This window comes from Streptococcus pseudopneumoniae, assembly GCF_038148955.1.
Lineage (GTDB): Bacteria > Bacillota > Bacilli > Lactobacillales > Streptococcaceae > Streptococcus > Streptococcus pseudopneumoniae_T.
The window spans coordinates 33,261-45,102 of record NZ_JBBJZY010000009.1 but is presented as its reverse complement, the minus strand read 5'-3'; the positions used below and the strand labels follow the sequence as shown (position 1 = coordinate 45,102).

Annotated in this window: 14 protein-coding genes; 12 read left to right on the top strand and 2 right to left on the bottom strand. The window is 43.0% G+C overall.

From position 1 onward, the window contains the following. The 6 genes from rmuC (at position 1) to WKI23_RS04575 (ending at position 5,768) form a co-directional block, all read left to right on the top strand. Positions 1–1,257 carry a DNA recombination protein RmuC gene (gene rmuC / locus WKI23_RS04600; protein WP_368079098.1) on the top strand — a complete coding sequence of 419 codons (1,257 nt, stop codon included), beginning with the start codon at positions 1–3 and terminating at the stop codon, positions 1,255–1,257. Beyond that, positions 1,247–2,191, top strand: a complete 945-nt coding sequence (locus WKI23_RS04595; RefSeq protein ID WP_368079097.1) for a 3'-5' exoribonuclease YhaM family protein — start codon at positions 1,247–1,249, stop codon at positions 2,189–2,191. Before rmuC ends, WKI23_RS04595 begins: the two co-directional genes overlap by 11 nt. 263 nt (positions 2,192–2,454) lie before the next feature. After that, positions 2,455–3,282: a pur operon repressor gene (gene purR / locus WKI23_RS04590; RefSeq protein WP_025169708.1), complete on the top strand. Its 828-nt coding sequence runs from the start codon at positions 2,455–2,457 to the stop codon at positions 3,280–3,282. A 66-nt stretch (positions 3,283–3,348) separates the two neighbouring features. Further along, positions 3,349–4,599: a diaminopimelate decarboxylase gene (locus WKI23_RS04585; protein WP_368079096.1), complete on the top strand. Its 1,251-nt coding sequence runs from the start codon at positions 3,349–3,351 to the stop codon at positions 4,597–4,599. Positions 4,600–4,724: 125 nt separating this feature from the next. Then, complete coding sequence (gene pflA, locus WKI23_RS04580) at positions 4,725–5,519, top strand: pyruvate formate-lyase-activating protein (RefSeq protein WP_368079095.1); 795 nt, start codon at positions 4,725–4,727, stop codon at positions 5,517–5,519. Between the two features lie 39 nt (positions 5,520–5,558). After that, on the top strand, positions 5,559–5,768 hold the full coding sequence (locus WKI23_RS04575) for a hypothetical protein (protein ID WP_368079094.1): 210 nt from the start codon (positions 5,559–5,561) through the stop codon (positions 5,766–5,768). Positions 5,769–5,792: 24 nt separating this feature from the next. Here the strand turns inward: WKI23_RS04575 and yidC are convergent, their stop codons facing one another. Beyond that, positions 5,793–6,719, bottom strand: a complete 927-nt coding sequence (yidC, locus tag WKI23_RS04570) for a membrane protein insertase YidC (protein WP_368079093.1) — start codon at positions 6,717–6,719, stop codon at positions 5,793–5,795. 77 nt (positions 6,720–6,796) lie between these two features. Continuing rightward, positions 6,797–7,075, bottom strand: coding sequence for an acylphosphatase (locus tag WKI23_RS04565; RefSeq protein WP_001174613.1), 279 nt, complete (start codon positions 7,073–7,075; stop codon positions 6,797–6,799). Between the two features lie 33 nt (positions 7,076–7,108). On the opposite strand from WKI23_RS04565, the gene WKI23_RS04560 reads away from it, so the two are divergent. The 6 genes from WKI23_RS04560 (at position 7,109) to WKI23_RS04535 (ending at position 11,792) form a co-directional block, all read left to right on the top strand. Further along, positions 7,109–7,849: a TrmH family RNA methyltransferase gene (locus WKI23_RS04560; protein WP_368079092.1), complete on the top strand. Its 741-nt coding sequence runs from the start codon at positions 7,109–7,111 to the stop codon at positions 7,847–7,849. A 54-nt stretch (positions 7,850–7,903) separates the two neighbouring features. Then, positions 7,904–8,587: a Bax inhibitor-1/YccA family protein gene (locus tag WKI23_RS04555; RefSeq protein WP_368079091.1), complete on the top strand. Its 684-nt coding sequence runs from the start codon at positions 7,904–7,906 to the stop codon at positions 8,585–8,587. A 109-nt stretch (positions 8,588–8,696) separates the two neighbouring features. After that, a complete protein-coding gene (gene asnA, locus WKI23_RS04550) occupies positions 8,697–9,689 on the top strand; it encodes an aspartate--ammonia ligase (protein ID WP_368079090.1) in 993 nt (330 codons plus the stop codon). A gap of 64 nt (positions 9,690–9,753) precedes the next feature. After that, complete coding sequence (gene rsmD / locus WKI23_RS04545; RefSeq protein WP_368079089.1) at positions 9,754–10,293, top strand: 16S rRNA (guanine(966)-N(2))-methyltransferase RsmD; 540 nt, start codon at positions 9,754–9,756, stop codon at positions 10,291–10,293. Further along, positions 10,283–10,771 (top strand): pantetheine-phosphate adenylyltransferase, encoded by a 489-nt coding sequence (gene coaD / locus WKI23_RS04540; protein WP_368079088.1) that lies wholly within the window; start codon positions 10,283–10,285, stop codon positions 10,769–10,771. The genes rsmD and coaD overlap by 11 nt, the downstream gene beginning before the upstream one ends. Next, positions 10,755–11,792 (top strand): SepM family pheromone-processing serine protease, encoded by a 1,038-nt coding sequence (locus WKI23_RS04535; protein WP_368079087.1) that lies wholly within the window; start codon positions 10,755–10,757, stop codon positions 11,790–11,792. Before coaD ends, WKI23_RS04535 begins: the two co-directional genes overlap by 17 nt. The last annotated feature ends 50 nt before the right edge of the window (positions 11,793–11,842 follow it).

Sequence of the window (11,842 nt, the reverse complement as noted above, 5' to 3'; positions counted from 1 at the left end):
ATGGAAAGTTTACTTGTTCTATTATTGATTGCCAACCTAGCTGGTCTCTTTCTAATTTGGCAAAGGCAGGATAAGCAGGAGAGACACCTAAGTAAGAGTTTGGAGGATCAGGCGGATCACTTGTCAGACCAGTTGGATTACCGTTTTGAACAAGCCAGACAAGCCAGCCAGCTGGATCAAAAAGATTTGGAAGTGGCTGTCAGCGATCGCCTGCAAGAAGTGCGAATGGAATTGCACCAAGGTCTGACTCAGGTTCGTCAAGAAATGACAGATAATCTCTTGCAAACTAGAGATAAGACCGACCAACGCCTCCAAGCCTTGCAGGAATCAAATGAGCAACGTTTGGAACAAATGCGCCAGACAGTCGAGGAAAAACTAGAAAAGACCTTGCAGACGCGTTTACAAGCCTCCTTTGAGACAGTTTCCAAACAACTGGAGTCTGTCAATCGAGGTTTGGGAGAAATGCAGACAGTTGCGCGTGATGTCGGGGCCCTCAACAAGGTTCTCTCTGGAACCAAGACACGAGGGATTCTGGGCGAATTGCAACTGGGGCAAATCATAGAAGACATCATGACCCCTGCCCAGTATGAACGAGAATATGCAACGGTTGAAAACTCCAGTGAACGAGTGGAGTACGCTATCAAGTTGCCTGGACAGGGTGACCAGGAATATGTCTACCTACCGATTGACTCCAAGTTTCCACTGGCAGATTATTACCGCTTAGAAGAAGCCTATGAAGCAGGCGATAAGGACGAAATCGAACGTTGTCGCAAGTCGCTTTTAGCAAGCGTCAAGCGTTTTGCCAAGGATATCAAGAGCAAGTACATAGCAGCACCTCGGACGACCAATTTTGGAGTTTTGTTTGTTCCGACAGAAGGTCTCTACTCAGAAATTGTCCGCAATCCGGTCTTCTTTGATGATTTGAGACGGGAGGAGCAGATTATTGTAGCTGGTCCAAGTACCCTATCAGCTCTCCTCAATTCCCTATCAGTTGGTTTCAAAACCCTTAATATCCAAAAGAGTGCTGACCATATCAGCAAGACCCTTGCCAGTGTCAAGACTGAGTTTGGCAAGTTTGGTGGTATTCTGGTTAAGGCACAAAAACACCTCCAACATGCCTCTGGCAATATTGATGAATTATTAAACCGTCGCACTACAGCTATCGAGCGAACGCTCCGTCACATTGAGTTGTCAGAAGGTGAGCCTGCGCTTGATCTACTCCATTTCCAAGAAAATGAGGAAGAATATGAAGATTAGTCACATGAAAAAAGATGAGCTGTTTGAAGGCTTTTACCTAATCAAATCAGCTGACCTGAGGCAAACTCGAGCTGGGAAAAACTACCTAGCCTTTACCTTCCAGGATGATAGTGGCGAGATTGATGGGAAGCTCTGGGATGCCCAACCTCATAACGTTGAGGCCTTTACCGCAGGTAAGGTTGTTCACATGAAAGGGCGCCGAGAAGTTTATAACAATACCCCTCAGGTCAATCAAATCACCCTACGCTTGCCTCAACCCGGTGAACCCAGTGCCCCAGCTGATTTCAAGGTCAAGTCACCAGTTGATGTCAAGGAAATCCGTGACTACATGTCGCAAATGATTTTTAAAATTGAAAATCCTGTTTGGCAACGAATTGTCCGAAAGCTCTACACCAAGTATGATAAGGAATTCTACTCTTATCCAGCTGCTAAGACCAACCACCATGCCTTTGAAACGGGTTTGGCCTATCATACGGCGACCATGGTGCGTTTGGCCGATGCTATTAGCGAAGTCTATCCTCAGCTCAATAAGAGCCTGCTCTATGCGGGGATCATGTTGCATGACTTGGCCAAAGTTATTGAGTTGACGGGACCAGACCAGACGGAGTATACAGTGCGAGGCAATCTTCTTGGACATATCGCTCTGATTGATAGTGAAATTACCAAGACAGTCATGGAACTCGGCATCGATGATACCAAGGAAGAAGTCGTTTTGCTTCGTCACGTCATCCTCAGCCACCACGGCTTACTAGAGTATGGAAGTCCGGTTCGTCCACGTATCATGGAGGCAGAGATTATTCATATGATTGACAATCTGGATGCTAGCATGATGATGATGTCAACAGCTCTGGCTTTGGTGGATAAAGGAGAGATGACCAATAAAATCTTCGCTATGGACAATCGTTCCTTCTATAAACCAGATTTAGATTTATAATTTAAGAAAAATGAGCATTTTTTAGGATAAGAATGTTCGTTTTTTTATGTGAATATGGTATAATAAGTAAAAGACAAAAATGAATACTCTTCGAAAATCTCTTCAAACTAGGGTAGCATCGCCTTGTCGTATGTATATATGTAGGTATATTACAGACTTTGTCAGTTCTATCGACAATCTCAAAACAGTGTTTTGAATTACCAGCGACCAGCTTTCTAGTTTGCTTTTTGATTTTTTGAAGAAAAATAGAATGGGAAATAGAAATGAAATTAAGAAGAAGTGATCGGATGGTTGTCATTTCCAACTATTTGATTAATCATCCTTATAAACTAACTAGTCTCAATACTTTTGCTGAAAAGTATGAATCTGCTAAATCATCCATCTCAGAAGATATCGTGATTATCAAACGTGCCTTTGAGGAAATCGAAATCGGTCACATCCAGACTGTAACTGGGGCTGGTGGGGGTGTCATCTTCACACCATCAATTTCGAGCCAGGATGCCAAAGAAATGGTTGAAGACTTGCGTGCCAAGTTGTCAGAAAGTGACCGTATCTTGCCAGGTGGTTACATCTACCTGTCCGATTTACTTAGCACACCAGCTATCTTGAAAAATATTGGACGCATTATTGCCAAGAGCTTTATGGACCAAAAAATTGATGCAGTTATGACTGTAGCGACTAAGGGTGTTCCTCTTGCAAATGCAGTTGCCAATGTCCTCAATGTTCCCTTTGTTATTGTGCGCCGTGACCTGAAAATTACCGAAGGTTCAACTGTCAGCGTCAACTATGTTTCAGGTTCAAGTGGTGACCGCATTGAGAAAATGTTCCTTTCAAAACGTAGTCTCAAGGCAGGAAGCCGTGTCTTGATTGTAGATGACTTCTTGAAAGGTGGCGGAACGGTCAACGGGATGATCAGTCTTTTGCGTGAGTTCGATTCTGAACTAGCTGGTGTCGCAGTCTTTGCGGACAATGCCCAAGAAGAACGTGAAAAGCAATTTGACTACAAGTCACTCTTGAAGGTCACCAATATTGATGTCAAGAACCAAGCCATCGATGTTGAGGTTGGCAATATCTTTGACGAAGATAAATAAGAGATAGAACTAAAGGTTGGAACGATTGTCCCAGCCTTTCTTTGCAAATAGAATAGAAGGAAGCTTATGAAAACACCATTTATCAATAGAGAAGACTTAGAAGCGATTGTTGCTGAGTTCCCAACACCCTTTCACTTGTATGATGAGAAGGGTATTCGTGAGAAGGCAAGAGCTGTCAACCAAGCCTTTTCGTGGAACAAGGGTTTTAAGGAATATTTTGCAGTTAAGGCTACTCCGACTCCAGCAATTTTGAAAATCCTTCAAGAGGAAGGTTGTGGCGTGGACTGCTCTAGTTATGTAGAGCTTTTGATGAGCCATAAACTGGACTTTCCGGGTTCTGAGATTATGTTTTCTTCTAATAACACGCCAGACAAGGAATATGCCTATGCGCGTGAATTGGGTGCGACCATTAACTTGGATGCCTTTGAAGATATTGAACATCTGGAGCGTGCAGCAGGCATTCCAGAAATCATCTCATGTCGTTATAATCCTGGAGGCGTTTTTGAGCTGGGGACAGACATTATGGACAATCCTGGAGAAGCCAAGTTTGGCATGACCAAGGACCAGCTCTTTGAAGCTTTTGCTATCTTGAAGCAAAAAGGAGCTAAGACTTTTGGGATTCACTCCTTCCTAGCGTCCAATACCGTCACCCATCTCTATTATCCAGAGTTGGCGCGTCAGCTTTTTGAATTGGCTGTTGAAATCAAGGAAAAGTTGGGTATTTCGCTAGATTTTATCAATCTATCCGGCGGTATTGGTGTCAATTATAGTCCTGAGCAGGAGCCAAATGATATCACCTTGATTGGTGAGGGAGTTCGTAAGGTGTATGAAGAGGTTCTTACGCCAGCAGGTCTTGGTCAGGTTAAGATTTTCACCGAATTGGGTCGCTTTATGCTAGCCCCTCACGGTGCTTTGGTTACAAGAGTGACTCATAAGAAGAAAACTTACCGTACCTATCTAGGTGTGGATGCATCAGCAGTCAATCTTATGCGTCCAGCCATGTACGGCGCCTATCACCATATTACTAACGTGACCCATCCAGATGGACCAGCTGAGGTGGTGGATGTGGTAGGTTCTCTCTGCGAAAACAATGATAAATTTGCAGTGAATCGCGAACTTCCTCATACAGAAATCGGTGATTTGCTGGTCATTCATGATACAGGTGCCCACGGTTTTTCAATGGGCTACCAGTACAACGCCAAACTTCGTTCTGCGGAAATCCTTTATACCGAAGAAGGTAAAGCCCGTCAAATCCGCCGTGCAGAGCGCCCTGAGGACTACTTTGCAACCTTGTATGGCTTTGATTTTGAAGAATAAAATGATAAGTCATTGAAAATGAAATTGAAAAACAGATTGCTTTCTAAAAAATAGGCAAAAATCTTGTTTTTCCTTCAAGTCATGATATAATAAAACTATAAAACGTTTTCAAGGAAGGTAACGATATGTCTGAAGAAACAATTGATTATGGACAAGTGACAGGAATGGTGCATTCGACAGAAAGCTTTGGGTCAGTAGATGGGCCTGGTATTCGCTTTATTGTCTTTTTGCAGGGCTGTCACATGCGTTGCCAGTATTGCCACAACCCAGATACTTGGGCGATGGAGTCCAATAAATCACGTGAACGGACGGTAGATGATGTCTTGACAGAGGCCTTGCGCTACCGCGGTTTCTGGGGAAATAAGGGTGGGATTACAGTCAGTGGAGGAGAAGCCCTCTTGCAGATTGATTTCCTGATTGCTCTCTTCACTAAGGCTAAGGAACAAGGAATCCACTGTACCTTAGATACCTGTGCCCTGCCTTTCCGTAATAAACCACGTTACCTTGAAAAATTTGACAAACTCATGGCTGTCACTGACTTGGTCCTTTTGGATATCAAGGAAATCAACGAAGAACAGCACAAGATTGTTACTAGCCAAACCAATAAAAATATCTTGGCATGTGCCCAGTATCTATCAGATATTGGAAAACCTGTCTGGATTCGCCACGTGCTAGTTCCAGACTTGACAGACAGAGATGATGACTTGATTGAACTTGGGAAGTTTGTCAAGACCCTTAAAAATGTTGATAAGTTTGAAATTCTACCTTATCATACCATGGGTGAGTTCAAATGGCGTGAATTGGGAATTCCTTATTCCCTCGAAGGAGTCAAACCACCAACAGCAGATCGCGTCAAGAACGCTAAAAAACTCATGGATACCGAAAGTTATCAAGACTATATGAAACGTGTACATGGATAAAAAAGAAGCCTGATGGAAACATCGGGCTTTTGATACTCAATGAAAATCAAAGAGCAAACTAGGAAGCTAGCCGCAGGTTGCTCAAAGCACTGCTTTGAGGTTGTAGATAGAACTGACGAAGTTAGCTCAAAACACTGTTTTGAGGTTGTGAATAGAACTGACGAAGTCAGTAACCATACATACGGCAAGGCGAAGCTGACGTGGTTTGAAGAGATTTTCGAAGAGTATGACTTGAAAAAAAAGACTTAGCAAACTAGCTAAGCCTTTTTCTTCTTATCTTGAACGTTGTTTTCCAGCGTTGCGATTTTTGTGTTTTTTCTTGCTTGTGATAGCAGTTGGTTGTTCAGGGGTAACGTCTTTTCGTCCACTTGGTTTAGAGAAAGCACTTGCTTTTGGTGGATTCTTGGCCAGTTCTTCACGGACTTTTTTGCGAAGTTTTGGACGAACGATATAGTTAACGATAAACTGTTGGAGAATCATCATGAAACCACCAACAACCCAATAAAGTGTGACACTAGCTGGTGAGATGAGGGAGAAGCCGGCAATCATGACTGGGCTCACGTAAGCCATTTTCTTGATTTGATCTCTTTGCGTTTGATCCTCTACTCCGTGAAGTGAAAGGAGTGATTGAAGATAGTAAAGGACACCAGCGCAGGCAGCTAAAATCATACTTGGAGAGCCTAGAGGGATGCCTAGGTAGCTTGCTTGAGCAACCCCTTCAGTATGTTGGGCAGTAAAGTAGATAGCAGAGAAGAAAGGCATTTGAAGGAGGAGAGGGAAACATCCTACACCACCAAACATACTGATGCCATGCTCTTTTTGAGCAGCAAAGAGAGCTTGTTGGGCTTCGAGTTTTTCTTCTTGAGTAGTTGCTTCCTTGAGACGCGTTTGGTGTGGCTCAAGGACGTGCTTGAGGGCGTTCATCTTTTCAGAGTGAAGCGTTGCCTTCCATGATTGGTAGATACCAAGTGGCAAGATAATCAAGCGCACGATAATGGTTACGATAATGATAGCGACACCAAAGCCTAGACCTTTATCAGTGGCGAAGTACTTGATAGCTTCAGCCATAGGCGCTCCGAAAGTATTCCAAATGACTCCTGTTGGCTGTCCTGTGGCTTTATCGACGCTAACACAGCCAGTCAAGACAAGCAACATAGCCACTCCCATAGCTGAGAGTGCAAAACGTTTAATAGATTTCACTGTTTTTATTCCTTCTTTAAAAATTATACCTTTCTATTCTACTGTTTTTTTACAAAATATACAATAGTTCTGGAGACCTAATTTGCGATTTTAAAGTCAGAGTAGGGAGGAAAGTTGCTTAGTTTGACATCTAAGTAGCTGACTTTTGAAAAAGGTGTGGGTCCTTTGCGGATTTCTTGGATAAATTTTGCCATGATAGCAGACGAGTCTGCTTGGGCTAAGATTTCCACTGTGCCATCGTCGTTATTCCATACCCGACCTGTGATGCCACCAATTTCAAGTGCCAAGCTGTAAACACCCCAACGAAAGCCGACTCCCTGCACCCTACCTTGGGCAATCATTCTAACCTTTTGCATACCAAACCCCTTTGATTGTGTTATAATATTTCTATGACTATTATAACCTCAAAAGCCAATTCTGTGGTAAAAAATGCCAAGAAATTACACCAAAAAAAATACCGCAAGTCTGCCTATTTGATTGAAGGCTGGCACTTGTTTGAAGAAGCTGTTCAAGCTGGAGTGACGATTGAGAAAATCTTTGCCTTAGAAAATTACCGAGATCAGTTAGCTGCTTTTCCGCAAACTGTCTGGGTTGCAGAGGAAATTTTGCTAGATTTGGCAGATTCTCAGACCCCACAGGGAATTGTTGCCGTGGTTCAAAAAGAAGAAGTAGGACAAGCTGACTTTAGTCAGGGCAAGTTCTTGTTTTTGGAAGATGTGCAAGATCCTGGTAATGTGGGAACTATCATTCGGACTGCGGATGCAGCAGGCTTTACAGGAGTGATTGTTTCAGATAAATCGGCAGACATCTACAGTCTCAAGACCCTCCGTTCTATGCAAGGCAGTCATTTTCATCTGCCCATTTATCGGATGTCTAGTCAAGCGCTTCTTAAGGAAACCAAAGAGTCTGCTATCCCAGTGCTAGCAACAACTCTATCTAAAGATTCTGTTGATTACAGAGAACTGCCTCCTATAGAAAATTTTGTACTAGTTATGGGGAATGAGGGTCAAGGAATTAGTCCCCTTATGGCTGAAAGTGCAGACCAGTTGGTCCACATTAGCATGAAGGGACAGGCCGAGAGTTTGAATGTTGCCGTTGCAGCCGGTATTTTAATTTTCCATTTAAGCTAATTTTAACTTTCTTTGTTATAATCAAGGAAAGATGTTCATAGAAAAGGAGAAAAGATGAATCACACTATTATTCATGACCGCGCAGGTCTCAATCAATTTTACGCTAAGGTTTATGCCTTTGTTGGTCTGGGGATCGGACTATCTGCTTTGGTATCTGGTCTCATGTTGACGGTCTTTCAGTCTCAGTTAGTTTACTTTTTGATGCAGGGGCGTCTCTGGTTGACCATTGCTACTTTTGCGGAGTTGGCCTTGGTTTTCGTTGCCAGTAGCATGGCTTCAAGAAATAGTCCAGCTGCTCTTCCAGTATTTTTACTTTACTCAGTATTAAACGGCTTTACCCTCAGTTTTGTGGTGGCCTTCTATACTCCAGGTACAGTTTTGTCTGCCTTTGTGTCGAGCGCACTTCTCTTCTTTGTCATGGCGGCAGTCGGTATGTTCACCAAGAAAGACTTGAGCGGGCTTGGTCGGGCTATGATGGCGGCTCTTATCGGTTTACTGATTGCCATGGTAGTTAATATTTTCTTGGCTAGCGGTTTCTTTGATTATATGATCAGCGTAGCCATGGTTTTGGTTTTCTCAGGGTTGATTGCTTGGGATAACCAAAAGATTCGCCTTGCCTATGAACAATCACAAGGTCGTGTAGCGACAGGTTGGGTTGTGTCAATGGCTCTCAGTCTCTATCTTGATTTTATCAATCTCTTCCTAAGTATTCTACGTATCTTTGGTCGCAATGACTAAAGGGTCTATGAAATCAGTGTTTTGAGTGACACTGATTTTTTATATTTTCTCTTTCATTTTCTTGGAAATAGGTGTATAATGCTTTTAACTAATTTTTGAGGAGTAGCCTATGAAGAAAAGTTTTATCCATCAACAAGAAGAAATTTCCTTTGTCAAAAACACTTTTACCCAGTATTTGAAAGATAAGTTAGAAGTTGTCGAAGTTCAAGGTCCTATCTTGAGCAGAGTCGGCGACGGGATGCAGGACAACTTATCAGGTGTTGAGAATGCCGTATCGGTCAAGGTTCTCCAAATCCCTGACGCTACTTATGAAGTGGTGCACTCACTTGCCAAATGGAAACGCCATACCTTGGCTCGTTTTGGTTTCGGTGAGGGTGAGGGTCTCTTCGTCCACATGAAGGCCCTTCGTCCAGACGAAGACTCGCTGGATGCGACTCACTCTGTTTATGTTGACCAGTGGGACTGGGAGAAGGTTATCCCAAATGGTAAGCGTAACATTGCTTACCTAAAAGAAACAGTTGAGAAGATTTACAAGGCTATTCGCCTGACGGAGCTAGCTGTTGAAGCCCGCTATGACATCGAATCAATCTTGCCAAAACAAATCACTTTCATCCATACAGAAGAGTTGGTAGAACGCTACCCAGACTTGACACCGAAAGAACGTGAAAATGCTATCTGTAAAGAATTTGGAGCAGTTTTCTTGATTGGTATCGGTGGGGAGTTGCCAGATGGTAAACCGCACGATGGGCGTGCACCAGACTATGATGACTGGACAAGTGAGTCTGAAAATGGCTACAAGGGTCTAAATGGTGATATTCTTGTCTGGAATGAATCTCTAGGTGGAGCCTTTGAGTTGTCCTCTATGGGGATTCGTGTAGATGAAGAAACGCTTCGTCGTCAGGTTGCCATCACAGGTGATGAAGACCGCTTGGAATTGGAATGGCACAAGGCTTTGTTGAATGGCCTATTCCCATTGACAATCGGTGGAGGAATTGGACAATCTCGTATGGCCATGTTCCTACTTCGCAAGAAACACATCGGAGAAGTGCAAACAAGTGTTTGGCCTCAAGAAGTCCGCGATAGTTACGAAAATATTTTATAGAGAATCGAACCGCAAGGTTCGGTTTTCTTTCTCTTTTTGTCTATAATTTGGTATAATAAACGGTATGAAAATCGTATCAGGAATCTATGGGGGACGTCCCCTCAAGACACTAGAAGGCAAGACGACAAGACCTACTTCGGATAAGGTTAGGGGAGCTATTTTTAACATGATTGGTCCCTACTTTGAAGGGGGACGAGTCTTGGACCTTTATGCAGGCAGTGGTGGTTTATCTATCGAGGCAGTATCGCGTGGCATGTCCAGCGCTGTTTTGGTGGAGCGAGACCGTAAGGCTCAGACCATCGTGGCTGAAAATATCCAGATGACCAAGGAAGTTGGAAAATTTCAACTCCTCAAGATGGATGCAGAAAGGGCATTGGAACAGGTATCTGGGGAATTTGACATCATTTTCTTAGACCCTCCTTATGCCAAGGAACAAATCGTAGCAGATATTGAAAAAATGGCTGAGAGAGAGCTTTTTTCTGAAGATGTTATGGTTGTGTGTGAGACGGATAAGTCCGTTGAACTTCCAGAAGAAATTGCCTGCCTGGGTATCTGGAAGGAAAAGATTTATGGAATTAGTAAGGTGACAGTCTATGTCAGATAAGATTGGCTTATTCACAGGCTCATTTGATCCGATGACAAATGGGCATCTGGATATCATTGAACGGGCGAGCAGACTTTTTGATAAGCTCTATGTGGGTATTTTTTTTAATCCCCACAAACAAGGATTTCTCCCTATCGAAAATCGTAAACGGGGGTTAGAAAAGGCTGTGAAACATTTGGAAAATGTTGAAGTCGTGTCTTCTCATGATGAATTGGTGGTTGATGTTGCAAAAAGACTGGGGGCTACTTGTCTAGTGCGTGGTTTGAGGAATGCAGCGGATTTGCAATATGAAGCCAGTTTTGATTACTACAACCATCAGCTGTCTCCTGATATAGAGACCATTTATTTACATAGTCGACCTGAACATCTCTATATCAGTTCATCAGGCGTTAGAGAGCTTTTGAAATTTAGTCAGGATATTACCTGCTATGTTCCCGAGAGTATTTTGGAGGAAATAAGAAATGAAAAAAAAGATTAGATGGCCCTTATATGTCATTGTGGCCTTAATTGTGACTTTCTTGGCATTTGTAGTGCCCTTGCCCTACTATATAGAAGTTCCAGGTGGTTCGGAAGATATTCGCCAAGTCCTTAAAGTAAATGACACAGAAGATAAGGAAGCTGGAGCCTATCAATTCGTTACGGTTGGTGTCCAGCACGCTACTTTAGCCCATATGATTTATGCTTGGTTGACGCCTTTTACAGATATTCGTAGTGCTCAGGAGACTACAGGTGGTTCTTCCGATATTGAATTTATGCGGATCAATCAATTCTACATGCAAACATCACAAAACATGGCCAAGTATCAAGGACTAAAAACAGCTGGTAAGGATATTGAACTTAAGTACCTTGGGGTTTATGTCTTGACTGTGACGGATAATTCGACCTTTAAAGGGATTCTCAACATCTCTGATACGGTCACAGCAGTCAATGATCAAACCTTTGACAGTTCCAAAGACTTGATTGATTACGTCAATTCTCAAAAATTAGGAGACTCCGTCAAGGTTACCTATGAAGAGGATGGGCAAACTAAGTCTGCAGAAGGTAAGATTATCACCTTGGAAAATGGCAAAAATGGAATTGGAATCGGCTTGATTGACCGTACAGAAGTAACCAGTGATGTCCCAATTCGCTTTTCAACAGCTGGTATCGGCGGACCAAGTGCTGGTCTCATGTTTAGCCTGGCCATCTATACCCAAATAGCTGACCCTGGCCTTCGTAATGGCCGCATTGTTGCCGGTACAGGAACCATTGACCGCGATGGTAATGTGGGAGACATTGGAGGTATCGATAAGAAAGTTGTAGCTTCGGCTAGAGAAGGTGCCGCTATTTTCTTTGCCCCTGATAACCCTGTTAGCGAAGAAGAACAAAAAGCGCATCCGGATGCGAAAAACAACTACCAAACAGCCCTAGAAGCAGCCAAAACAATCAAGACGGATATGAAAATAGTGCCTGTTAAAACCCTACAAGATGCAATTGATTACTTGAAACACAATCCTTAGTTTTTGAGTGAAGTTTCTAAACTAGCGCACAAACAGAGAAGATGGTATAA